21 protein-coding genes are annotated in these 23,979 nt (G+C 64.0%); 9 read left to right on the top strand and 12 right to left on the bottom strand.

Annotation, left to right across the window (positions count from 1 at the left end; genetic code table 11):
* Positions 1-126: 126 nt before the first annotated feature.
* Positions 127-1,017: a UTP--glucose-1-phosphate uridylyltransferase GalU gene (galU, locus tag AC13F2_RS07080; RefSeq protein ID WP_482964744.1), complete on the bottom strand. Its 891-nt coding sequence runs from the start codon at positions 1,015-1,017 to the stop codon at positions 127-129.
* A 136-nt stretch (positions 1,018-1,153) separates the two neighbouring features.
* On the opposite strand from galU, the gene murA reads away from it, so the two are divergent.
* Positions 1,154-2,437, top strand: coding sequence for a UDP-N-acetylglucosamine 1-carboxyvinyltransferase (gene murA, locus AC13F2_RS07075; RefSeq protein ID WP_196847150.1), 1,284 nt, complete (start codon positions 1,154-1,156; stop codon positions 2,435-2,437).
* A gap of 62 nt (positions 2,438-2,499) precedes the next feature.
* Entirely contained in the window at positions 2,500-2,721 is a 222-nt protein-coding gene (locus tag AC13F2_RS07070; RefSeq protein ID WP_103023950.1) for a hypothetical protein, read from the top strand.
* A 32-nt stretch (positions 2,722-2,753) separates the two neighbouring features.
* On the opposite strand, the gene AC13F2_RS07065 is transcribed toward AC13F2_RS07070, so the two are convergent.
* Positions 2,754-3,014, bottom strand: coding sequence for a ribbon-helix-helix domain-containing protein (locus tag AC13F2_RS07065; protein WP_369828438.1), 261 nt, complete (start codon positions 3,012-3,014; stop codon positions 2,754-2,756).
* An 88-nt stretch (positions 3,015-3,102) separates the two neighbouring features.
* Between AC13F2_RS07065 and AC13F2_RS07060 the strand changes: the two genes are divergently transcribed.
* Positions 3,103-3,840, top strand: coding sequence for a DUF4019 domain-containing protein (locus AC13F2_RS07060; protein ID WP_482964743.1), 738 nt, complete (start codon positions 3,103-3,105; stop codon positions 3,838-3,840).
* Between the two features lie 42 nt (positions 3,841-3,882).
* On the opposite strand, the gene phbB is transcribed toward AC13F2_RS07060, so the two are convergent.
* Entirely contained in the window at positions 3,883-4,608 is a 726-nt protein-coding gene (gene phbB / locus AC13F2_RS07055) for an acetoacetyl-CoA reductase (RefSeq protein WP_482964742.1), read from the bottom strand.
* A 113-nt stretch (positions 4,609-4,721) separates the two neighbouring features.
* Complete coding sequence (locus AC13F2_RS07050; protein ID WP_301643216.1) at positions 4,722-5,486, bottom strand: hypothetical protein; 765 nt, start codon at positions 5,484-5,486, stop codon at positions 4,722-4,724.
* Positions 5,487-5,819: 333 nt separating this feature from the next.
* Between AC13F2_RS07050 and AC13F2_RS07045 the strand changes: the two genes are divergently transcribed.
* The 4 genes from AC13F2_RS07045 to holA all read left to right on the top strand — a co-directional run bounded on the left by AC13F2_RS07045 (position 5,820) and on the right by holA (position 10,393).
* On the top strand, positions 5,820-6,269 hold the full coding sequence (locus tag AC13F2_RS07045) for a DUF3576 domain-containing protein (RefSeq protein WP_301643217.1): 450 nt from the start codon (positions 5,820-5,822) through the stop codon (positions 6,267-6,269).
* 76 nt (positions 6,270-6,345) lie between these two features.
* Positions 6,346-8,862: a leucine--tRNA ligase gene (gene leuS / locus AC13F2_RS07040; protein WP_482964741.1), complete on the top strand. Its 2,517-nt coding sequence runs from the start codon at positions 6,346-6,348 to the stop codon at positions 8,860-8,862.
* Complete coding sequence (lptE, locus tag AC13F2_RS07035; RefSeq protein WP_103023955.1) at positions 8,862-9,350, top strand: LPS assembly lipoprotein LptE; 489 nt, start codon at positions 8,862-8,864, stop codon at positions 9,348-9,350. The genes leuS and lptE overlap by 1 nt, the downstream gene beginning before the upstream one ends.
* A complete protein-coding gene (gene holA, locus AC13F2_RS07030; RefSeq protein ID WP_103023956.1) occupies positions 9,347-10,393 on the top strand; it encodes a DNA polymerase III subunit delta in 1,047 nt (348 codons plus the stop codon). The genes lptE and holA overlap by 4 nt, the downstream gene beginning before the upstream one ends.
* A 10-nt stretch (positions 10,394-10,403) precedes the next feature.
* Here the strand turns inward: holA and AC13F2_RS07025 are convergent, their stop codons facing one another.
* From AC13F2_RS07025 to AC13F2_RS07015, 3 genes are read right to left on the bottom strand one after another with little or no spacing between them, the layout of a single operon-like run.
* Complete coding sequence (locus tag AC13F2_RS07025) at positions 10,404-10,952, bottom strand: LptA/OstA family protein (RefSeq protein WP_103023957.1); 549 nt, start codon at positions 10,950-10,952, stop codon at positions 10,404-10,406.
* Positions 10,952-11,620 (bottom strand): LPS export ABC transporter periplasmic protein LptC, encoded by a 669-nt coding sequence (locus AC13F2_RS07020; protein WP_103023958.1) that lies wholly within the window; start codon positions 11,618-11,620, stop codon positions 10,952-10,954. The genes AC13F2_RS07025 and AC13F2_RS07020 overlap by 1 nt, the downstream gene beginning before the upstream one ends.
* Positions 11,621-11,644: 24 nt before the next feature.
* On the bottom strand, positions 11,645-12,262 hold the full coding sequence (locus tag AC13F2_RS07015) for a ribonuclease D (RefSeq protein ID WP_482964740.1): 618 nt from the start codon (positions 12,260-12,262) through the stop codon (positions 11,645-11,647).
* A gap of 79 nt (positions 12,263-12,341) precedes the next feature.
* Between AC13F2_RS07015 and ung the strand changes: the two genes are divergently transcribed.
* Together ung and AC13F2_RS07005 are read left to right on the top strand one after the other, a co-directional pair.
* Positions 12,342-13,025 (top strand): uracil-DNA glycosylase, encoded by a 684-nt coding sequence (ung, locus tag AC13F2_RS07010; protein ID WP_482964739.1) that lies wholly within the window; start codon positions 12,342-12,344, stop codon positions 13,023-13,025.
* Positions 13,026-13,080: 55 nt separating this feature from the next.
* Positions 13,081-14,574 carry a serine hydrolase domain-containing protein gene (locus AC13F2_RS07005; RefSeq protein WP_482964738.1) on the top strand — a complete coding sequence of 498 codons (1,494 nt, stop codon included), beginning with the start codon at positions 13,081-13,083 and terminating at the stop codon, positions 14,572-14,574.
* Position 14,575: 1 nt separating this feature from the next.
* Here AC13F2_RS07005 and AC13F2_RS07000 read toward each other — a convergent pair whose 3' ends face one another.
* The 5 genes from AC13F2_RS07000 to AC13F2_RS06980 form a co-directional block, all read right to left on the bottom strand.
* Positions 14,576-15,355 carry an SDR family NAD(P)-dependent oxidoreductase gene (locus AC13F2_RS07000; protein ID WP_221596580.1) on the bottom strand — a complete coding sequence of 260 codons (780 nt, stop codon included), beginning with the start codon at positions 15,353-15,355 and terminating at the stop codon, positions 14,576-14,578.
* A gap of 14 nt (positions 15,356-15,369) precedes the next feature.
* Positions 15,370-16,806, bottom strand: coding sequence for a glutamate synthase subunit beta (locus AC13F2_RS06995; RefSeq protein WP_103023963.1), 1,437 nt, complete (start codon positions 16,804-16,806; stop codon positions 15,370-15,372).
* Between the two features lie 113 nt (positions 16,807-16,919).
* Entirely contained in the window at positions 16,920-21,572 is a 4,653-nt protein-coding gene (gene gltB, locus AC13F2_RS06990) for a glutamate synthase large subunit (RefSeq protein ID WP_482964737.1), read from the bottom strand.
* Positions 21,573-21,799: 227 nt separating this feature from the next.
* Positions 21,800-22,660: a hypothetical protein gene (locus AC13F2_RS06985; RefSeq protein ID WP_482964736.1), complete on the bottom strand. Its 861-nt coding sequence runs from the start codon at positions 22,658-22,660 to the stop codon at positions 21,800-21,802.
* A gap of 28 nt (positions 22,661-22,688) precedes the next feature.
* Positions 22,689-23,906 (bottom strand): TIGR04063 family PEP-CTERM/XrtA system glycosyltransferase, encoded by a 1,218-nt coding sequence (locus tag AC13F2_RS06980; RefSeq protein WP_482964735.1) that lies wholly within the window; start codon positions 23,904-23,906, stop codon positions 22,689-22,691.
* Between the last annotated feature and the right edge of the window lie 73 nt (positions 23,907-23,979).

Here is a 23,979-nt window from a genome sequence, read left to right as displayed (position 1 = left end):
TGTGGAGGAACTCAAGGTTATCTGGGCGGAACTGCACCACCGAAAGTCGCCACGCTCTTCCGCATTGAAAGACCTAGTGACCCGCATGCTTCACGAGAGACAAAAGACCTTCCGCCTTTTCGATAGCTAACCCGCCAGCAACCGCTCCGCCATCGCGCGCACTTCTGCGCCCATGTCTTCGCGTTCCATGGCGAGGGCCAGGGTTGCTTCGACGAAGCCGGTTTTGCTGCCGCAGTCGAAGCGGCGGCCGGCGAAGGTCACGGCGTGGAAGGGCTGGTTGCCGATCATCCGGGCCATGGCGTCGGTCAGCTGGATTTCACCGCCCGCGCCCTTTTCCTGGTCTTCCAGCAGGCGCATGACTTCGGGCTGGAGGATGTAACGGCCCGAAACGATCTTGTTGCTCGGCGCTTCGGCCACCGGGGGCTTTTCGACGAGGCCGGTGACTTCGGTCAGCGTCTCGCTCTTCACCTCGCCGGGCGCGATGACGCCGTAGCTGGAGACGGCTTCCTGCGGCACTTCCAGCACCGAGATGAGGTTGCCGCCGACGTCGTTATAGGCATCGACCATCTGTTTCATGCAGCCGGTCCCGCCGCCCTTCTGCGCCACCATAAGCTCGTCCGGCAGCAGGATGGCGAAGGGTTCGTCGCCCACGATGGCGCGGGCGCACCAGATGGCATGGCCGAGGCCGAGCGGCACCTGCTGGCGCACGGTGATGATGTCGCCCGGCGTCGCCCGGGTCGGCTCCAGCACCGAGAGGTCCTTGCCGCGTTCGCGCATCGTGTGTTCGAGTTCATAGGCGATGTCGAAATGTTCGACGATCGCGGTCTTGCCGCGGCCGGTGACGAAGATGATCTGTTCGATCCCCGCCTCGCGCGCTTCGTCCACCGCATACTGGATCAGCGGGCGATCGACGATGGGCAGCAGCTCCTTGGGGATCGCCTTGGTCGCGGGGAGGAAACGCGTGCCCAGCCCGGCGACGGGAAAGACGGCTTTCTTGATCGGCTTGTGCTGGTTCATGGCTGCAGGGGGTAAGTCGCCAGCGGTATCGGGTCAATCGACATAGGTTATGCGCCATGCGCGCTCCTGCCCCGCTGCCGTGATGCGACAGCGGCGTGACGCTTGCCAGCGGCGCTGCCTTCTCTAAGGAAGCGGCATGGACAAACTGATCATTCGCGGCGGCAATCGCCTTTCCGGTACCATCCCGATTTCGGGCGCGAAGAATGCCGCGCTCACCCTGATTCCCTGCGCGCTGCTGACCGAAGAGCCGGTGACGCTGCGCAATCTCCCGCGGCTGGCCGATATCGACGGGTTCCAGCACCTGATGGGCCAGTTCGGCGTGGCGCACACGATCCAGGGCCAGCGACCGGAAGATTTCGGCCGCGTGGTCACGCTGGAAGCGACGCGGCTGACCGGCACCGTCGCGCCATACGAACTGGTGCGCAAGATGCGCGCCTCCATCCTCGTGCTGGGCCCTATGCTGGCGCGCATGGGCGAGGCGACCGTGTCGCTGCCCGGCGGCTGCGCGATCGGCAACCGCCCGATCGATCTGCATCTGAAGGCGCTGGAGGCCTTCGGCGCGCATATCGAACTGGCGCAGGGTTACGTGAAGGCGAGCGCGCCCGACGGCGGCCTGCCCGGCGGCGATTTCGATTTCCCCATCGTGTCGGTCGGCGCGACGGAAAATGCGCTGATGGCGGCGGTGCTGTGCAACGGCACCAGCAGGCTGATCAATGCCGCGCGCGAACCGGAAATCGTCGACCTGTGCCGGCTGCTTACCGCCATGGGTGCGGAGATCGAAGGTATCGGCACGTCCGAACTGACGATTCACGGCGCCAAGCGGCTGCACGGTGCGACCTATCGCGTGATGCCGGACCGGATCGAGGCAGGCTCCTATGCCTGCGCCGCGGCGATCACCGGCGGCGAGGTACGGCTGGAAGGCGCGGAAGCGGAAGACATGGGTTCCACCCTCCACGCGCTGCGCAATATTGGCGTCGAGATCGAGAGCGACAAGAAGGGTATCGATGTGCGCGCCAGTGGGCCGCTGAAGGCGCACAACCTCACCACCGCGCCATTCCCCGGCCTTGCCACCGACATGCAGGCGCAGCTGATGAGCCTGCTGACCCGGGCCGAAGGCACCAGCGTGCTGAAGGAAACGATTTTCGAGAACCGCTTCATGCATGTGCCCGAACTGGCGCGCATGGGGGCGGACATCGAAACCGAAGGCCGCACGGCAATCGTGCGCGGGCCGGTGAACCTCACCGGCGCCGAAGTCATGGCGACCGATCTGCGCGCCTCGATGAGCCTGGTGATTGCGGGGCTTGCCGCAGAAGGCGAGACCACGGTGCGCCGGCTCTACCACCTCGACCGCGGTTACGAGCGGCTGGAAGAGAAGCTCCAGCTTGTCGGCGCGGATATCGAACGGGTTGGCGACGATTGAGGCAGCGGGTGCGGACCTTTCCGCGATGACGGGCGTTGGGTCAGCAACAAAGGAGTTTTGTCATGCTACTCAAGCTTTTGACCCTCGGCGGGCTCGGATATGCCGGTTATCGCTATTACGAAAAGAACAAGTCGCAGCCGGCCTTTTCCGGCAATCAGGGCAACGCCTCGGTGCGCGACGCTGGTCCGGAATCCATGCGCGACAGTTCGGGCCGCAAATGGACGCAGGCTGACGAGGAAAGCGACCAGAGCTTCCCCGCCAGCGATCCGCCGGCCAATTACTGACCCGTTTGCTCCAGTTGGAGAGGACGAGAGTCCTAAGGGGCGGTTGGAGCGATCCAGCCGCCCCTTTCATGGGTAACGAGCCAGATGCGGATTGCCCCGGCAAGGCCCGGCGGCGTCGCGGCGCGGATACGCTCGGCATCGATCTGGGCGACCAGCGCGTTGATCGACTGGCTGCGCGCGGCAGCCGCTGCGGTCAGCATCTCCCAGAACATAGGCTCGAGACTGATCGACGTGCGATGGCCGTCGATCCGGACGGAGTATTTTTTCGGCGGATGGTACGGGGGCATTTCCATAAGCGGCGGCCCCTTACATCGCCGGGGCCGGGCCCGATACGATTTTTTTGGGGTGTGCGGTGAACCGTGCCGCGCCTAGGTTTCAGGCATGGCTGACGGCTATGACGAACTCACCGACAAGGAAAAGCAGACCCTGCGCCTGATGGTCCGCGGGCACGATGCGAAATCCGCGGCGAGCGAACTGGCGCTGTCGGTTCATACGATCAACGAACGCCTGCGCGCCGCGCGCCGCAAGCTGGAAGTCACCAGCAGCCGCGAGGCGGCCCGGCTGGTACTGGAACGCGAAGGGCTGGCCCCCGAAAAACCTGTATCCAGAGATTTGGGGGATGTCGGCAGCTGGCAAAGCGATGACGATCGCGGGGCAACGGCAGGCATGTCCGCCCGCCGTCCGATCCTTGCAGGAGTTGTCATCATGCTTACCCTTGCCGCAGCCGCACTGTTTCTTGTCCCCGCGATCGTCCAGAACGACAATGCGGGCGGGGCAACCCAATCGTTACCCAGCGATACCGAGGTCGAAAGCGCCGCGCGGGCCTGGCTTGCGTTGCTCGATGCGGGGGACTGGGAGGCGAGCTATGCCGCCACAGCATCCTCGTTTCGCAAGGCCAACACGCTGAAGCTCTGGAGCGATACGGCGGAAAAGGTCCAGTCCGGCCTCGGGAAGGCGCTGTCGCGCGACTATATCGGGCAGGACGATGTGCCGTCGCCGCAGGGCATCACCATCGTGAAGTTCCGGACGGATTTTGCCAATCGCACAGGCGTGGTCGAAACGATCTCGCTGGTGCGCGAGGATGGCGCGTGGAAAGTCGCAGGCATTTACGTGTCGTGATGGGAGAGGGCGGATGCCTTTCGCGGTCCGCCCTCCCGCCGCTCAATACATGTGCTGGCCACCGTTGATGCTCATGGTCGAACCGGTGACGAATTCGGCATGGTCGGAACACAGGAAGCTGACGCCGCGGGCGATTTCGCTCGCCTTGCCCAGCCGGCCGACCGGGATCTTGGCGACGATCTTTTCCAGCACCGGTTCGGGCACGGCGGCGACCATGTCGGTGTCGATATAGCCCGGGGCGATGGCGTTGACGGTGATGCCGAAACGCGCGCCTTCCTGCGCCAGTGCTTTGGTGAAGCCATGGATGCCGCTCTTCGCGGCGGCATAATTGACCTGGCCATACTGGCCCGCCTGCCCGTTGATCGAACCGATGTTGACGATCCGGCCCCAACCGCGTTCCTTCATGCCGGAAAAGGTCGCCTTGGCGAGGTTGAAACAGCCGCCCAGATTGGTCCGCATCACGGCGTCCCAGTCTTCGTAGCTCATCTTCAACAGCGTGCCGTCACGGGTGATGCCGGCATTGTTGACGACGACGTCGATCGGGCCATGTTCTTCTGCCACCTTGCCGCAGGCATCCTGCACCGCGTGGAAATCGCCGACGTCGAACTTGATCGTTGCAATGCCGGTTTCATCGGTGAACTTGCGCGCCGCATCGTCATTGCCCGCATAATTCGCGATGACGGTGAATTCGCGCTCGTCGCGCAGGCGTTCGCAGATGGCGCGGCCGATTCCGCGCGTGCCCCCGGTAACGATGGCCACACGTGTCATGATCTTTCTCCCAAGCTTTCCGTAGCGTTGCCACGACTTAAGCGAGGGATGCACGACGCGCCAAGTCCTTTCGCCCAGACGGGCGAGGATGCAGACGTATTTTCCGGTAGTGCCTAGAAGTTGACGCGGGTGCCGACGTAAACGGCCTGATCGTCTTCGACCCCATCGGTCAGCGGGGCAAGGCGGTTGTTATCCTTCGACAGGCGAACGCCGGCCGTCACGTTGACGTTGCCGATCACGCGATAGGATGTGCTGAGATCCACGCTCTGGCCGGGCAGGCCGTCGGGCGTGCGCAGCGAACGGGTGCCGCTGTCTTCCCGGTTGATCGCGACGCGCGAATTGAAGCGACTCGGCTTGTCGGCCTTCTCGCTCTTGTCCGGTGCAAAGGCGGCCAGATCGGGCATGCCCATGTCGCGCAGGCCGACCGAAACGGTCTTGGGCTGCGTGGGCTGCGAGAAGCTCTGGTAACCGCGGGCGACGCCGAGGTTGTAACTGGTCGGGTTGACCGCAAGAACGCGTTCGCGGTTACCGGCGGTACCGACCGAATCGATGCCGCTGCGGATCGAAATCGCGCGGGCCGTTGCATCGTCCACCCGGACGGCCACGGTGACGGTGCGGTCCTTGCTCAGTCCCGGCTTGCTGGCCGGGGTGAAGCGAAGGCCCTTTTCCCCCATCACGGCAGCGACGCGCGCAGCAAGCTGCGGATCGATCTTGGCCGGGGTGAAGGGCAGGTAGGCGATGTCTTCGGGAAGTTCCGCGGCAGCACTGGTCTGAACGACGGCAAGGCCGGCAGCGGGAATGGAAAGGGCCAGACCGGCAGCAACCAGCGCCGCGGGTACGAACCGCGCCTTGCTCTGGTTTTTGACCGAATGTGCCACCGAATTTCTTTTCCTATGTTGCTGCACCAGTAAGCCAGAAATCCGCTGAACGGTCCCTGACTCCTGCATTAAAGGCGCAGGCGATTCCCTCTACTCCGGCAAACATCCTACCACTCGCCCATGCCTTGGCCAGCTTTTCCACAAAGCCTGGTGGTAATTGACAGAAAGTGTTGCCCAGTTTCCACAAGCACGCGAACCCTAACTTGTTCCCGGGCAATGAATTAAGGCCATATTCACGCGCTGGAGACTGTGTGGGCCGCTGGCCCGTTTGCCTTGCTCCGAGGCGTGCAGGCATTATAGAGCCAAGAAACCTGCAGGATACCAAGGACCGACATGAGCGCTTTCGCAAACATCCGCCGCCCCGCAACCTTCGCCGTTGCGATCGCAGCCACGTTTGGCCTCGCGGCATGCGGTGGCGGGCGCGAACGGCCGCGGGCCGACGTCGCAGCCTCACAGGTCACCACCATCGGCGTGAACTCCTATCTCTGGCGCGCCGCGCTCGATGCGGTCAGCTTCGCACCGCTGCTGCAGGCCGACAGCAATGGCGGCGTGATCGTGACCGACTGGTATGCGAACCCCAGCAATCCGGGCGAACGGGTGAAGATGACCGTCACCATCCTCGATTCGGATCTGCGCGCCGATGCCCTGCGCGTTGCAGCAAGCCGCCAGGTCAATCAGGGCGGGACATGGGTCGATGCGCCGGTACAGGCGGCAACCGTGCAGAAGCTGGAAGACGTCATCCTGACGAAGGCCCGCGAACTGCGCCGCGAAGCGATGGGCTGACCTGCGCAGGCATTGGCGGGCGCTGGCCTGAAAAGCGCCTTCCAATAGCCGGCAAAATCCGTAAACGCGGCTGCCTATGAGCAGCGATACCCGTTTCGATCCGGCCAGCGCCGATGTGCGCTGGCAAAATGCGTGGGACCAGGCGCAGACCTTCCGCGCCGATAGCAATTCGGCAAAGCCCAAGAGCTACGTGCTCGAGATGTTCCCCTATCCTTCGGGGCGCATCCACATCGGCCACGTGCGCAATTACACGATGGGCGACGTGCTGGCGCGCTACAAGAAGGCGATCGGGCACGAAGTGCTGCACCCGATGGGCTGGGACGCCTTCGGCATGCCGGCCGAAAACGCGGCGATGGAAAAGGGCGTCCACCCGGGCGGCTGGACCCGCGCCAATATCGAACACATGAAAGCGCAGCTGAAGCGGCTGGGCTTCGCGCTCGACTGGAGCCGCGAGCTGGCAACCTGCGAGCCGGAATATTACGGCCACGAGCAGGCGCTGTTCATCGACCTCTACGAAGCGGGTCTCGTCTATCGCAAGGAAAGCGAGGTCAACTGGGACCCGGTCGACATGACCGTGCTGGCCAACGAACAGGTGATCGACGGCAAGGGCTGGCGCAGCGGCGCCGAGGTCGAGAAGCGCAAGCTGGCGCAGTGGTTCCTCAAGATCACCGACTTTGCCGAAGAACTGCTCGAAGGGTTGGACGGCCTCGAAAACTGGCCCGACAAGGTCCGGCTGATGCAGGAAAACTGGATCGGCAAGAGCAAGGGGCTGGAATTCAGCTTCGACCTGTCGAACGGCGAGAAACTGCCGGTCTATACGACGCGGCCCGACACGATCTTCGGCGCCAGCTTCGTCGCCGTGGCAGCCGATCATCCGGTTGCGCAGTCGCTGGACAGCGACGAGGCACGCGAATTCATCGCCCTGTGCAAGAAGGGCGGCACGACCGCCGCCGAACTGGAAACCGCCGAAAAGCTGGGTTTCGACACGGGCATTACTGCGAAGCATCCGTTCACCGGCGCAGACCTGCCGGTCTATATCGCGAACTTCGTGCTGATGGATTACGGCACTGGCGCGATCATGGCGGTGCCGGGCCACGACCAGCGCGACTTCGAATTCGCGACCAAGTATGGCCTGCCGATCCCGCGCGTGGTTGCTGCCAGCTCCGAAGATGCCGGCAGGCCCTTCGAGGGCGAGGCCGAGGCGGGCGAGGGCGTGCTCGTCAATTCCGACTTTCTCGACGGGATGGCGGTCGAAGATGGCAAACGCGAAATCATCGCGCGGATCGAACAGCAAGGCTGCGGCCAGGGCAAGACCGTGTGGCGCCTGCGCGACTGGGGCGTATCGCGCCAGCGGTACTGGGGCACGCCGATCCCCTTCATCCATTGCGACACATGCGGCGTGGTGCCCGCGCCCAAGGACAGCCTGCCGATCACCCTGCCCGAGGATGTCGATTTCCAGACACCGGGCAACCCGCTGCTGCGCCATCCGACATGGAAGCATGTCGACTGCCCCAAATGCGGCGGTAAGGCGGAGCGGGAGACAGACACGCTCGACACTTTCGTCGATTCGTCCTGGTATTTCCTGCGCTTCGCCAGCCAGCCCGCGGACAAGCCCTTCGACAAGGACGAGATCGCCAAGTGGCTGCCGGTCGAACAATATATCGGCGGCATCGAGCATGCGATCCTGCACCTGCTCTACGCCCGCTTCTGGACCCGCGCGCTGGCCCACATGGGACAGATCGACGTGAAGGAACCCTTCGCTTCGCTGTTCACGCAGGGCATGGTCACGCATGAGACCTACAGCCGCAAGACGGGCGGCAAGACCGTCTATTACGCGCCCGACGAAATCAGCCGCGAAGCCGAACGCGCGCTGCTGAAGGACGATGGCGGCGAGGTCGAGATCGGCCGTGTCATCAAGATGTCGAAGTCGAAGAAGAACGTGGTCGACCCCGACACCATCGTCGACACCTATGGCGCAGATGCCGTGCGCTGGTTCATGCTGTCCGACAGCCCCCCCGAACGCGACCTGCCATGGTCCGAAGCCGGGATCGAAGGCTGCAGCCGTTTCGTCCATCGCCTATGGCGCCTGTTCGGTGCGTTCGATGCAGGTGTTCAGGGCACCGATCAAACGCTTGATCGACATGTGCACAAGACCGTTCAGGCGGTCGCTGGCGATATCGAATCGCTCGGCTTCAACAAGGCGGTGGCGCGGATTTACGAACTGACCGGCGCGGTGGAAAAGGCACAGCCTTCCGCCAGCCGCTCGGCCGCGATCCGCACGCTGGTCCAGCTTGTGGCACCCATGATGCCCCATCTGGCCGAAGAAGCCTGGGCCACGCTGGGCGAAACGGGTCTGGTCGCCGATGCGGATTGGCCGACGGTCGATCCAACGCTTCTGGTCGACGATGAAGTCACCATCGCCGTCCAGCACAAGGGCAAGCTGCGCGATACGCTGACCGCACCCAAGGGTGCTTCGAAGGAAGATCTCGAAGCCATGGCGCTCGCCAGCGAGAAGGTCCAGCGCTCGCTCGACGGGGCAGAAGTGCGCAAGGTCATTGTGGTCCCCGACAGATTGGTGAATATCGTCACCTGATGCGTATCCTCCTCGCCAGCCTCGCCCTCGCCACACTGTCGGCCTGCGGCCTTTCGCCCATGTATGCGGGCGGCGGCAGCGGTGCGGTGGCGCAATCGCTCGCCGCGATCGAAGTGGCGCCGATTGAAGGGCGCGCGGGCTGGCTGGTGCGCAGTGCGCTGGAAGAACGCTTTGCCGCAGCGGGTAATCCCGCGCCGCGCTACCGCATCGATATCCGCCTGGACGACCGGCTCGAAGGGTTGGCGATCCTGCGCGACGATACGATCAGCCGTGAACGCCGCACTTTGCGCGCACGCTATCAGCTGACCGACCTTTCGACGGGCGAGATCGTCCTCGATGCGACCGACGGGTCGGATGCCGGCATCGACGTGGTGTCGAGCGAATATGCCGTCATCGCCGCCGAACAGACGGCGCTTGAAAATCTCTCGCAGGACCTTGCCCAGCGGATCGTGACGCGCGTCGCGCTGGCGCTTCGCAACCAGCGGTGAAGCTGACGAACCGCGATTTCGCGGCGAAGGGGCGTTCGGCCGCACAGGGCTGTTCGATTTTCTTCTTTTGCGGCCAGGACGAAGCCGGGGCGACAGCTGCTGCCAACGATCTGGTCACCTGGCTTCCCGAACCGGGCGAGCGGTTGGAGATGTCCGGCGGCGAGGTAAAGAACGATCCGGCCAAACTGGGCGATGAAGCGCGTACCAATTCGCTCTTCGGCGACAAGCGTCACATCTGGATTCGCGCCAACGGAGACGAGGCGGCAGAGGCGCTGAAAGTGCTGATCGAAACCAGCGATGCTGGGGCGGGCGAGGCCTGTCCGGTGATTGTCGTGGCCACGTCCGCCACCGACAAATCGCGCACCGCCAAGCTGCTCGAAAAGCGCAGGGATGCGCTGGTGGCCATGTTCTATCCGCCCGATCTGCCCTCCGTCACCCGCAGCGTGCGCGCATTGGCGGATGGGGCGGGCGTGCGGCTGGGCGGCGATCTGGCGGAACGGATCGCGCGAGCCGCCAATCTCGACATCCGACTGGCCAAGAGCGAGGTCGACAAGCTGGCTCTTTATCTGGATGCCAGCGCGCAAAGTCCGCAGACGGCCACCGCGGACGATCTCGATGCCATCGGCGCATCGAGCGAAGACGATGGTTTTGCCTCGCTCGTCAATGTCGTGATGGGGGGGCAGGCCGCCAAGCTCGGGATCGAACTGGGGCGGATGAAGCAGCTCGGCCTCAATCCGGTGGGCGTGCTGCTGGCCTTTGAGCGGCGTGCGGCGCAGCTGGCGCGGATCGCCGCAGCACTCGGCTCGCGCGGGTTTGGCGATCTGGATCGGGGCGAAGAGGCGCGGCTCGGCATCTTCTTCAAGGAAAAGCGCGAGATCGGGCAGCAACTGGCGCTGTGGCGGCACGGCGACAAGCTGGACCGGCTGACCCGGCGGCTCGTCTCCCTGCACCGCGAACTGCTGACCAACAGCCAGGCGGCCGAACTGCTGCTGGCGCAGGGCCTGGCCGACATCGCCAGGGTGGCGACGGCGCGGACCCGCTAAGCGGCAGGTATCAGTTTTCGGGGACCGAGAACGTGCCTGTGACGCGGCCGCCCGACTGGCCCTGGCCGGTGACCGAGGACGATCCGCTGGCACGGCCATCAACGCTCGACACGCCGGTCGCCAGATCGATGACCAGCCGTCCGCCGTTCAGCGTATCGCCGCCGCGATTAAGGCGGACATTGCCCGCCATGGTGATGATCCGGCGGTTGAAATCATAAACCGCGGTGTCGCCGCGCGCGCGCTCGTTCCCGCGGGTCACCTGGACGCCGCCTGTAGCCATGATGCGCTGGATTTTCAGCGAACCGGCATCGGTATAATTGACGATGGTGCGCGCCGCATCGAGATTGAGACCAGCCTGCGTGATCTTCACATTGCCCGACAGGACGACGCGGTTCTGCCGGTCCTGCAGTTCGATGCGATCGGCCGCATAGCTGACCGGCGCATTGGAATTGTGCCCGGCAATCGCCTGCGCCGAAAGCTGAATGCCGGCAAAGGCGGCCGCCGTGACGGCAAAAGACCCGATGCCCCAGCGGGCGATGGTGGGGAGCAACGGCTTCATCAGGGCATCCTCAGCTTTCCGGGTTCCATGCGCAAGCGCGCATTGCCTGTCAGGGTAATGGTGCGTGCCGAAAGATCGGCGTTCAGGCGGTCGGCGCTGAAGGTGCCGGCGGGTATGGCGCCGTCGACCCCGCCCGAACCGACGAGCTGCTTGTTCGCAAGGTCGAGCGATACGCCGCGTGCGACCATGCGGTAGCCGTCGGCCGCCGTCAGGCGCAACGGCCCGCGTACTGCGACGATTTCGTTGTCGATACTATATTGCCCGCCCTGCGCGACCAGCCTTGCGGGACCTTCGTCGAGCAGCAGACGCGCCACGACATCGTTCATGCGCACGATGCCTTCGGCGCTGGAGCGCTGGACCGCTTCGCCCGCTGTCAGAGAGAAGGGACGGTTCTTGTTGTCGGCACCGCGATAAAGCGCATTGTCGACGCGCAGCCGCTCGTTGATGACGGCCACCTTGTTCCGATCGAGCAGGAAGCTGACTTCACCGCGCGGACTGAGCGGCGTGATCACCATCAGCGCCGCCAGCACCCCAACGCCCATGGGCAGAGCGCGCGACAGGAAAGCAACCATGCGATCGTGCGAGCCACCGGGCTCGGCCCAGTGCTGGCGCTCGCTGCGGCGCGCTTTCGCTTCCTGCGTTTCTATCCTGCGGTGCCGCGATACCATGGGTTATGCCTGACCGGCCTATCCTTACATATGGCTGAAGATGTCGTGGTCGGCCCAGCCTGCCACGTCCAGCCGCGCGCGTGTGGGAAGGAAATCGAAGCAGGCCTGTGCCATCTCGGTGCGCCCTTCGCGTTCCAGCCGACGGTCGAGTTCTTCCTTCATCCGGTGAAGATAGCGAACATCGCTCGCGGCGTATTCACGCTGCGCATCGTTCAGCACCGGGCCGCCCCAGTCGCTCGACTGCTGGGCCTTGGAGATGTTTTCGCCGAGCAGTTCCTCGACCAGCATCTTCAGTCCGTGGCGGTCGGTATAGGTACGGATGAGCTTGCTGGCGATCTTGGTGCAATAGCAGGGCGTCGCCATGACGCCGAGGTAATGCTCGATCGCGGCCAGGTCGAAGCGGGCGTAATGAAACAGCTTCAGACGGGCCGGATCGGCCAGCACGGCTTTCAGGTTCGGCGCATCGTAACTGCTGTCGGGGCCGAACCGGATAAGGTGCTCGTCGCCCTTGCCGTCGCTGATCTGGACGACGCAAAGCCGGTCGCGGATCGTGACCAGACCCATGGTTTCGGTATCGACGGCAACGGGGCCGTCGGCGAGTACGCCTGCGGGGAGGTCTTCTTCGTGGAAATGCACTGCCATGTGCGCGGCCTTAGGCCGATTGGGGATTGGTGGGAAGGGGTGCTGGCGAGCAAAGGCGGATCGGCCTAGTCCATCTGTCATGGCAAGCGAACCGATCCCCGAAAGCTGGCAACCCGTACTGGAACCGGTCCTGGCGACCGCAGAGGCGCGGCAACTGGGTGGGTTTCTGGTCGCAGAAGAACAGGCGGGCAAACAGATCTACCCGCCGCGCGGCTGCCGGTTGAAAGCGCTCGAACTGACGCCGCTGGACGAGGTGAAGGTCGTGATCCTGGGGCAGGATCCCTATCATGGTCCGGGTCAGGCCATGGGGCTGTGCTTTTCCGTCCCCGAAGGGGTGAAGATCCCGTCGAGCCTTGTAAGCATCTACAAGGAACTGGAAGCGGACCTTGGTGTGGCGCGCGCCGATCATGGCGATCTGAGCAAATGGGCGCGGCAGGGCGTGCTGCTGCTTAATAACACCCTGACGGTCGAGGCGGCCAAGGCCGGCAGCCACGCCAAGCGAGGATGGGACGCTATCACCGACGCCTGCGTTGCAGCAGTTGCGGCCCGCGATGAACCGAGCGTGTTCATTCTCTGGGGCAGCCATGCGCAGGCGAAGGCAAAGCGGATCGCCGGCCTGCGCGAAGGGCCGCACTGCGTGATCGAGAGCCCGCACCCCAGCCCTCTATCGGCGCATCGCGGGTTTTTCGGCTCGAAGCCGTTCAGCAGGACCAATGCCTTTCTTTCAGACCATGGCCGCGAGGCGATCGACTGGGCGTTGTAATCGCTTGCCAGTCGCCGGCACGTGTAGGATGATCGGTGGGATGGCAGGGGGAACGATGAAGCAAGCGATATTCAGGGCGAGCACTGCGCTGGCGGTGCTGGGCATGGCGATACCTGCGGGGGCGCAGACCGACAAGGCGCCCGCCGTGCAGACCGAACCCGCTGCGCAGATGGATGCTGCCAAGGCAGCCGCGCTGGCCGAAGCCATGCGCGCCAGCGAATTATGGATCGAAGGACAGCGCCGATACCGTAACATTCCTGCGATCTCCGCCGCTGTGGCTCTGGGCGACCGGACGGTGTGGGCGAAGGGGTTCGGCGCGACCGATCGCAGGCAGGACAAGCCCGCTACACCCGAGACGATTTATTCGATCTGCTCGATATCCAAACTGTTCACTGCCGTCGCGCTGATGCAGCAATGGGAACAGGGCAAGGTCGCGCTCGACGCGCCGATTACGCAATATCTGCCGTGGGCGAGGCTGGCGGACGATCCGCGTGAAAGCGTGCCGATCACCTTGCGCGGGGCGTTGACCCATTCGGCAGGCCTGCCGCGCGAAGCAGACTTTCCCTACTGGACCGGGCCCGATTTTACCTTTCCCTCGCAGGAGCAGGTTCGCGCGACCATCGGCAGCCAATCACCGCTCTATCCTGCATCGACAACCTGGCAATATTCGAATCTCGGCCTGACGCTTGTCGGCGAGACGGTCGAAGCGGTAAGCGGCCGACCCTATGCGGACTATGTGACCGCGAACATCATCGAGCCTCTCGGCCTGAGCGATACGCGTCCCGGTATTCCGGCGGAACTCTATGGCAAGCAGATGGCCGTGGGCTGGGGCGCTCTGGAGGCGGATGGCACACGTCCGGAACTGAAGCTGTTCAATCCGGCGGGCATCGCGCCTGCGGCAGGTTTCAGCGCCAGCGTGGCAGACCTCGCCAAATTCGCCAGCTGGACGTTCCGCCTTGCCCGGACGGGGCAGCGCGAAGTCCTGCGGCCCTCGACCCTGCGCGAGATGGAGCGGGTGCATTACGTGTCGCCCGATTGGGAGACCAACTGGGGCCTTGGCTTTGCCGTGCGCAATATCGGCGGCACCACCGTGGTCGGGCATGGCGGCAGTTGCCCCGGCTATCGCAGCATGCTGATGCTGGCGCCGGCCGAAGAGATGGGCGTGGCCATCGCCATGAATGCGATGGACGATCCCGGGCGCCTCGCCGAAGGGATCGCGGCGCTGATCAAGGCGCGCGGCGAAGCCAAACCGTTCGATGCGGTCGAGGGAGTCGATCTGGCCGAATTCGCGGGCGTCTATGACGGGCAGCCGTGGTCGGGCGAATTCATGTTCGTGCCATGGGCCGGCGGGCTCACCTGGATCGATCCCGATGCCGGGGCACCGGCGGACAAGATGTCGCGCCTGAAACCCCTGGGCGGCGATCGCTTTCGGGTCATCTCGCCCAGCGGCGAAGAGCGCGAGGAGGTGGTCTTCGAACGCGACCGTGCAGGCAAGATCCACACAGTCCGGCAGCATTCGAATACCAGCCGCCGGCTAAGGCCGCTGTAGCTCAGAAGATCGTGTAGCCGCCGTCGATCACTACCGAATCGCCGGTGTGGAACCGGCTGGCATCGCTGGCGAAATAGACCGCGATGCCGGCAAAGTCCTCGCCTTCGCCCCAGCGCCGCATGGGCACCCGGCCGATGGCCTTTTCGTTGAAGGCATCCCAGTTCTGCAGGCGTTCGGTCATGTCGGTGGCGATCCAGCCGGGCAGCACGGCATTGGCGCGAATGCCGTGCCGGGCAAGCTCCACCGCCGTGCCGCGCACCATCGCCAGCACGCCGGCCTTGGTAGCGGCATAGGCCTGGTTCTGCGGGGCGCCGTGGATCGCCGATACGCTGGATGTCACCAGCAACGAACCGCCCTTGTCACCCCGTTCCGCGCGTTCGACCATGTGCCGCGATGCTTCGCGCAGCGTCCAGAATACCGCGTCGAGATTGACCGTGGTCACCTTGCGCCATTGCTCGGTCGTCTGCTCAATCAGCGGGGCGCTGCCGCCCACGCCCGCATTGGCGATGCAGGTGTCGATCCGGCCCATCCGCGAAAGGCTTTCCGCCATCGCGTCCACCACGGCCGCCTCGTCCGATACGTCGACCGACAGCGCTTCTATCCGCGTGCCATAGGCTTTCAGCTGTTCGAGGGCGGCGGCGTTCTTATCCGCCTTGCGGCCCCAGATGACGACATCCGCGCCCGCCCCGGCAAGCCCTTCGGCCATGCCCAGCCCGATCCCGCCATTGCCGCCGGTCACCACCGCCACCTTGCCGGTCAGATCGAAGGGGGTGAAGGCCATGGCTGTCGCTCCTGTCAGCGGGGTAGTTCGCTCGCCCCCATCAGGGCGAGATCGACGGCGCGCGCGCACTGGCGCCCTTCGCGGATCGCCCACACGACGAGGCTCTGCCCGCGCCGCATGTCGCCGCAGGAAAACACATTCGCCTCGCTGGTGAGATACCATTCGGTATCCGCCGCCACATTTCCGCGCCCGTCCAGATCCACTCCTGCCCGGTCGAGCAGCCCGCGGCGCTTCGGCCCGGTAAAGCCCATGGCCAGCAGGATGAGATCGGCCTTCAGCGTGAAGGTGCTGCCTTCCACTTCCTGCATCCTGCCGTCTTTCCATTCGACGCGCACGCATTCGAGCCCGGCGACATCGCCGTTTTCTTCGGTGACACGCTTGGTCAGGACGGCCCAGTCACGATCGACCCCCTCTTCGTGGCTGGACGATGTGCGCAGCTTCAGCGGCCAGTCGGGCCAGGTCAGCGCCTTGTCTTCCTTCTCTGGGGGTTTTGGCATGATTTCCAGCTGCGTGACGCTGGCGGCGCCCTGCCTGTTGCTGGTGCCCACGCAATCGCTGCCGGTATCGCCGCCGCCGATCACGATCACGTGCTTGCCGGTCGCGGTGAGCGAGCCGCGCGGTGCGGCGCGCACTTCCTCGTCGCCCGCGTTGCGCTTGTTCTGCTGGGTCAGGAATTCCATCGCCAGCCGCACGCCGTTCAGTTCAGATCCGGGAATGTCCAGCATGCGCGCTTCTTCCGCGCCGCCCGCCAGCACGACCGCGTCGAAATTCTCCTGCAGGGCCTGAAAGCTGACTTCCACGCCCACTTCGCTCGATGTGCGGAACTGGACGCCCTCGGCCTCCATCTGCACCGCCCGGCGGTTGATCAGGTGCTTTTCCATCTTGAAGTCGGGAATGCCGTAGCGAAGCAGCCCGCCGATGCGGTCGGACTTCTCGAACACGGTCACGGCATGGCCGGCGCGCGCCAGTTGCTGCGCGCAGGCAAGCCCTGCCGGGCCGCTGCCGATGACCGCCACCGATTTGCCGGTGCGTTTTTCGGGCACTTCGGGTTTGACCCAGCCTTCCTGGAACCCGCGGTCGATGATCGCGCATTCGATCGACTTGATGGTCACCGGGCTGTCGACGATGTTGAGCGTGCAGGCCGCCTCGCACGGGGCGGGGCAGACGCGGCCGGTGAATTCGGGGAAGTTGTTGGTGGAATGCAGCACTTCGAGCGCATTCTTCCAGTCGTCCTCGTAGACCAGATGGTTCCAGTCCGGGATGATGTTGTTCACCGGGCAGCCGTTGTGACAATAGGGGATGCCGCAGTTCATGCAGCGCGCCGCCTGGTTCCGCAGTTGTTTCTCCGACAGCGGAACGACGAACTCCTTGTAGTGCGTCAGCCGTTCTTCGGGATCGCGATAGGTGCGATCCTCGCGGTCGAATTCGAGGAAACCTGTTTCCTTGCCCATTCAATCAAACCCTAAACTAAATCCGCAATCCCCGCGAAGGCAGGGACCCAAGGCCGCGCCGCACCCGTAACGGCTGGATGTCCGCCCATGCGGGAATGGCGAGGCATGCATGATCATTCCGCAGCTTCCATCGCGGCCTGTTCGCGTTCTTCCTCGAGCGCCTTCAGCGCCCGGGCATAGTCGCGCGGCATCACCTTGCGGAAATTCTTGAGCTCGTTCGCCCAGTCATCCAGCAAGCCCTTGGCGCGGGCCGATCCGGTGTGCAGCAGATGGCGTTCGACCAGCACCTTTACGCGCTCCGCGTCGTGGTAGAGCGGATCGCCCATGCCGAAATTCTCGACCGAAACGCCGCGCTGCTGCGGCCTGCCCCAGCTCTTGTCGGCGCCTTCGCCATCGCCCGGCTGGACATCCAGCACATCGACCTGCGCCAGATTGCACAGCTTTTCGAACCGGCGCTCCGGGTCGTAGACATAGGCTATGCCGCCGCTCATCCCGGCGGCGAAATTGCGGCCGGTGGGGCCCAGCACACAGACCACGCCGCCGGTCATATATTCGCAGCCATGGTCGCCCGTGCCTTCGACGACGGCGACCGCGCCCGAATTGCGCACGGCAAAGCGTTCGCCCGCCACGCCGTGGAAATAGGCTTCACCGGCGATCGCGCCGTACAGCACCGTATTGCCCACGATGATGTTTTCGCCCGGCGCGCGCGGGGCCTCTTCGGGCTGGCGAACGATGATGCGCCCGCCCGACAGGCCCTTGCCGACATAGTCGTTGGCATCGCCGGTCAGGCTTACGGTCACGCCGTGGGCCAGCCACGCACCGAAGCTCTGTCCGGCAACGCCGGTAAAGTCGATGCGGATGGTGTCGGGCTGCAGGCCCGAATGGCCATGCACCTCCGCGATCCGGCCCGACAGCATGGCGCCCACGGTGCGGTTCACATTGCGGATCGTGCGGGTAAGCTGGACGGCCTGCCCGCTTTCGATGGCGGGCGTGCAGGCCTTGATCAGTTCCACATCCATTGCCGCGGCAAGGCCGTGATCCTGCGTTTCGGTATGGTGGAGGGACTGGCCCTCTTCCAGCGGCACTGCGTGGAGGATGCGCTTCAGGTCGACGCCATGCGCCTTCCAGTGGCGTTCCACCCGGCGCATGTCGAGCCTGTCGACCCGGCCGATCATCTCTTCGATCGTACGGAAGCCCATTTCGGCCATGATGGTGCGCAGTTCTTCCGCCACGAAGAAGAAGTAATTGATGACGTGTTCGGGCGTACCGGTGAACCGCTTGCGCAGCACCGGGTCCTGTGTCGCCACGCCGACCGGGCAGGTGTTGAGATGGCATTTGCGCATCATGATGCACCCGGCCGCGATCAGCGGGGCGGTGGCAAAGCCGAATTCATCCGCGCCCAGCAGCGCACCGATGGCCACGTCCCGGCCCGTGCGCAGGCCGCCATCGACCTGCACCGCGATGCGGCTGCGCAGATCGTTGAGCAGCAGCGTCTGCTGGGTTTCGGCAAGGCCGATTTCCCATGGCGATCCGGCATGCGTCAGCGACGTCAGCGGGCTCGCCCCGGTGCCGCCTTCATATCCCGAAATGGTGATATGGTCGGCCTTGGACTTCGATACGCCCGCGGCGACCGTGCCCACTCCGACTTCGGACACCAGCTTGACCGAAATACGGCTCTTGGGCTGGACGTTCTTCAGGTCGTGGATCAGCTGGGCAAGATCCTCGATCGAATAGATGTCGTGATGCGGCGGGGGCGAAATGAGGCCCACACCCGGCGTCGCATGCCGCACCGCGCCGATACGCTTGTCCACCTTGTGTCCGGGCAGCTGCCCACCTTCGCCGGGCTTTGCACCCTGCGCCATCTTGATCTGGATATCGTCGGAATTGACAAGATATTCGGTGGTCACGCCGAACCGACCGCTGGCGACCTGCTTGATCCGGCTGCGCATCGAATCGCCATTGTCCATCGGGCGGAAGCGTTCCGGTTCCTCGCCGCCTTCGCCCGTGTTCGAACGCCCGCCCAGCCGGTTCATGGCGATGGCCAGCGTCGAATGCGCTTCGTGGCTGATCGAACCGAAGCTCATCGCGCCCGTGCTGAAGCGCTTGACGATCTCGACCGCCGGTTCGACCTCGTCGATGTCGATGGGCTGTTCGGCAGGCTTCAGTTCCATCAGTCCGCGGATCGTCAGCAGCCGTTCGGACTGCTCGTTGATCGCCGCGGCGAACTCCTGGTAATTCTTCGGATCGTTGCCGCGTACCGCGTGCTGCAATTGCGCGACCGATTGCGGCGTCCAGGCATGCGCTTCGCCGCGCAGGCGATATTGGTAGATACCGCCGACATCCAGCATACCCTTGTAGAGCGGGCTGTCGCCATAAGCCTGCGCGTGGCGCAGCACGGCTTCTTCGGCCACTTCTTTCAGGCCGATGCCTTCGATCGTGGTGGCCGTGCCGTTGAAATAGGCATCGACGAATTCGGAATTCAGCCCGACTGCATCGAAGATCTGCGCCCCGCAATAGGACTGGTAGGTCGAGATGCCCATCTTGGACATGACCTTCATGATCCCCTTGCCGACGGCTTTGACGTAATTCTGGCGGACCTGATCCGCGTCGAGTTCGGGGAACCGCTTTTCGCGCAGGGTCTCGAGCGTTTCGAACGCCAGATAGGGGTTGATGCCTTCCGCGCCGTAACCTGCCAGCGCGCAGAAATGGTGCACTTCGCGCGCTTCGCCGGTCTCGATGACCAGACCGGTCTGCATGCGCAGCCCCTGCCGCACCAACTGGTGATGCACTGCCGACGTCGCGAGCAGTGCGGGCATGGGAATACGGTCGGGGCCCTGCCCGCGATCCGACAGGATCAGGATGTTGGCATCGCCCAGTACGGCCTCGGTCGCAGCCCAGCACATTTCCTTCAGCGCCATGGCAAGCCCGTCGGCGCCCGTGCTTGCATCCCAGGTGATATCGATCGTGGCGGTCCGGAACGCGCCGTCCAGCGCGACTTCCACCGAACGGACCTTGGCCAGGCCTTCGTTGGTCAGGATCGGCTGGCTGACTTCCAGGCGCTTGTGCGTGCCGGCGTCGCGGCCCAGCAAATTGGGGCGCGGGCCGATCATCGACAGCAGGCTCATCACCAGCTCCTCGCGGATCGGATCGATCGGCGGGTTGGTGACCTGGGCGAAGTTCTGCTTGAAATAATCGTACAGCAGGCGGCTGCGGTCCGACAGCACGGCGATCGGGGTGTCGGTTCCCATCGAACCGATCGGGTCCTCGCCGCCGCGCGCCATGGGCTCAAGGAAGCGGCCGATGTCTTCCTGCGTGTACCCGAATGCCTGCTGGCATTCGAGCAGGCTGGTGTCGGTGCTCGCGATCTCGCTCAGATCCGGCTCGATGTGATCGAGATCCTTGAGCTTGTATTGTGCCGCTTCCAGCCATTCCTCGTAAGGTTCGGCATTGGAGAGCTGGGTCTTGAGCTCCTCGTCCTCGACGATGCGCCCTTCTTCCAGATCGATCAGCAGCATGCGTCCCGGCTGGAGACGCCACTTGCGCGTGATGTCCTCGTCCCTGAACGGCAGCACGCCGCTTTCCGATGCGAGGACGACGAGATCGTCCTTGGTCGTGCACCAGCGTGCGGGGCGCAGGCCGTTGCGATCGAGACAGGCGCCGATCTGGCGGCCATCAGTAAAGCACACGGCAGCCGGGCCATCCCATGGCTCCATCAGGGCGGCATGGTATTCGTAGAAAGCGCGGCGCGCGGGATCCATCAGCGGGTTCTTCGCCCAGGCTTCCGGCATCAGCATCATCATCGAATGGGCCAGGCTGTATCCGCCCGTCACCAGCAGCTCGAGCGCATTGTCGAGGCACGCGGTGTCGGATTGCCCGTGCGGGATCAGCGGCCACATCTTGTCGAGATCTGCGCCGAGCAGTTCGCTTTCCATCGTCCGGCGGCGCGCTTCCATCCAGTTCACGTTGCCGCGAACGGTGTTTATCTCGCCATTATGGGCCATGAATCTGTAGGGATGCGCCAGGCGCCAACTCGGGAAGGTATTCGTCGAGAAGCGCTGGTGGACGAGGCCGAGCGCCGAAACGCAGTCCGGATCACGCAGGTCGTCGTAGAAACTGCCCACCTGATTTGCCAGCAGCAGGCCCTTGTAAACGACCGTGCGGCTGGAGAAGCTGGGTATATAGGCCTGGCTAAGGCCTTCAATTCCATGCTTTTCTTCCAGTGCCTTCAGCGGATTGAGCGTCTGCTTGCGGATCACCACCAGCTTGCGTTCGAAGGCGTCCTGATCGGGGCAATTGGGGCCGCGCGCGATCACGCACTGGCGGATGCGCGGCATCGATTCGATCACGGCTTCGCCCAGTCCGTCGAGCGTTGTCGGAACGTCGCGCCAGCCGATCACACGCTGGCCTTCCTTCTCGGCGAAGCGTTCGAGCTGTTCGGTGACGAAATCAAACGCTTGATCCGCAGGTGGTAGGAAACACATGGCGACCGCGTAATCGCCCGGTGCGGGCAGTTCCTTGCCTTCGCTCTGCGCCCATTTGCGGAACAGCGGATCGGGAATCTGCAGCAGAATGCCTGCGCCGTCGCCCAGCAAAGGGTCCGCGCCTACCGCGCCGCGGTGGTCCAGATTTGCAAGTATTTCAAGCGCTTGCGTGACGATGGCGTGGCTCTTCCTGCCCTTGATATGGGCGACCATGCCGACGCCGCAGGCATCGTGCTCGTTACGCGGATCGTAAAGACCCGTAGCGTGGGGCGGCGTGCGTCCCATTGGCGAAGCGTCCTCCTTCATGCCCACCGACCGCCCGCCCAAAGCACGGATCGGTCAGGAACAGGATCAATCGGCACCGCGCGCGATGCCTGCAAAATTGCGCGAAGGGACCTAATGCCGACAGGAACGGTTTTTTGCAACTGCGAGCAGCGTAGCAAAATTTCACGGGCTGCAAGATTTACACTTTAACGGGCGTCAGGCGCTGAAAAGCGCGTACCCGGCTGGCTCTATTGCGACTTGGTCGCCCTGTTGAGCTTTTCAAGCGCGCTGCGCAGTTCCGCCTCCGGATCGCCGGTCTCGTCCTGGCGAGGCCGCAGCGGTGTCTCATTCTCGGCCTCGCGGCGAAGAAAGGCAATGACCGGATCGGTATTCTCGCCCTGGCGCGCCGCCACGGGGCCTGCCTTGCATGCCTCCAGCGCGCGTTCAAGCCGCGCCGTTAGCGCATCCAGCGACAGGTCGCCGACCGCTTCTGCAACAACCGGTGGAGCGACAGAGGATGTGTCGAAGGAAATCTCTTCCGTATCGCCAACGGATTGCCCACCGTCGGGTTCGTGGTCCCTGGAACCGCGCGCTTCGTCGTCGAGCGGTTCGACAATTTCAGAGGGGGATGCGCCGACTTCGGACGAATAGTCCGTTGGCTCATCAATAGGAAGCGCGGCAACCTCGGCTTCATCTGCCTGAGAAGTCGCAATCCCTTCTTCATGCATGTCTTCGCGCGGATTGAACGGGCGGCGCGGCGCGTCTTCGGTGGCGGCGACAGGAAGTGGCTCTTCCTCCTTGCGAAGCCAGGCGGGGTCGACGTCGTTTTCTTCATCGTCGTCGAGTACGGCGTCGTTTATCGCCGCGACACGCATGGCCAGCACGACACCTATCAGCAGGCCAAGCAAAGCCGCCATTACGGACAGGACAATCCTGCTCGACCCGGCGCTCAGCACGCCATCCAGCGAAAGTCGTTCGGCCAGTGCCTGATGGATGCTCTCGGGCATGACAAACAGGCCAAGCCCCATCAGCAACGCAAACCACAAGCCGACACCCCATTTGAACGCAGGGTGTTTGCTGACTGGTGCGGTGCGGGTTGCGTCGGTCATCGGTCGGTCTCAACTCACCATGGGCGGCTCAGGCGGCCGCGGACGAGGCACGTCCTAGCAGTTCTTGGTAAACGGCACGATAACGATCGATGTTCCTGGCCCAGTCGTGCTTTGCAGCGACATGCATGCGACCGGCCTTGCGCATGGCGGGCCAGCGCTCCTTGGCGTCGACAAATCCAGCCAAGGCTGCCGCGATGGCCTGCGGGTCGTCGGGCGGAAAAAGGAGGCCGCTGACGCCATCTTCGATCAGTTCGCGATGCCCGCCGACATCGCTCGCGGCAACGATCCGCTGCTGCGCCATTGCCTCCAGCGGTTTCAGCGGGGTGACCAGATCGGTAAGCCGCGATTTTTTGCGTGGGTAGGCAAGCACATCGATCAGCGAATAATACCGTTCGACCTCGTCATGAGGGACCCTGCCGGTAAATACGATAGCCTCGCCCACACCCGAGGCGGCAGCTTGCGCACGCAGTGCCGCATCCATCGGGCCGCCACCGACCAGCAGCAATTGTGCGTTCGGATGATGATTGCGTAGCGCAGGCATGGCGGCGATGAGATCGTCCAGCCCTTCGTAATCGTAGAAGCTGCCGATGAAACCGATGACCGGCCCTGACCCGATCCCGATACTGGCGGCAAGGGTTTCGTCGCGCGCCGGGGGATGTCCGAACAGCGTAAGGTCGACCCCATTGGGCGAGAGGGCGATCTTGTCGCCATCGTGACCGCGGGAGACGAGATCGTCACGAAGGCCGTTGCAGATAGTGAAGACGGCGTCGGCCTTTGCGACCACGCGATTTTCCAGCGCGCGGGTCAGGCGGTATTTTATCGAGCCTTCGCTGCCGGTTCCGTTGCCGACTGCCGCATCTTCCCAGAAAGCGCGTATTTCGTAAACGAAAGGCATGCCCAGACGGTGTGCGGCGCGTAAGCCGGCCATCCCGCATAAGGCGGGCGAATGGGCATGGATGATATCGGGCCGCCATTCCTTTGCCACGCATTCGATCCCTGCGCGCAAGGCTTCGATTTCCTGCCATTCACGGATGATCGGGGGGCTGGATAATCTCGTGGCGGTGCGATGGAAGGTCAGCCCGTCGACGGTTTCGACGGGTGGCCCTTGGGCCCGGTGGTGATTGCCCGTGATACCGCAAACCTCGATCCCGGCGCTCTGCGAACTCTTGAGTATGGCGCGCGTGCGAAAGGTATAACCGCTGTGCAGCGGCAGTGAATGGTCGAGAATGTGCAGAACACGGGTCATAAGATGGGTTCCTGTGACACATCACGCTTAACGACGCGTCAACTGCATTGCATTAGAGGCGCACTGGAAAGAC

The organism is Qipengyuania sp. L-5Y, assembly GCF_056859455.1.
The sequence above is the reverse complement of the archived record's forward strand: the minus strand, read 5'-3'. Positions and strand labels throughout refer to the sequence as shown.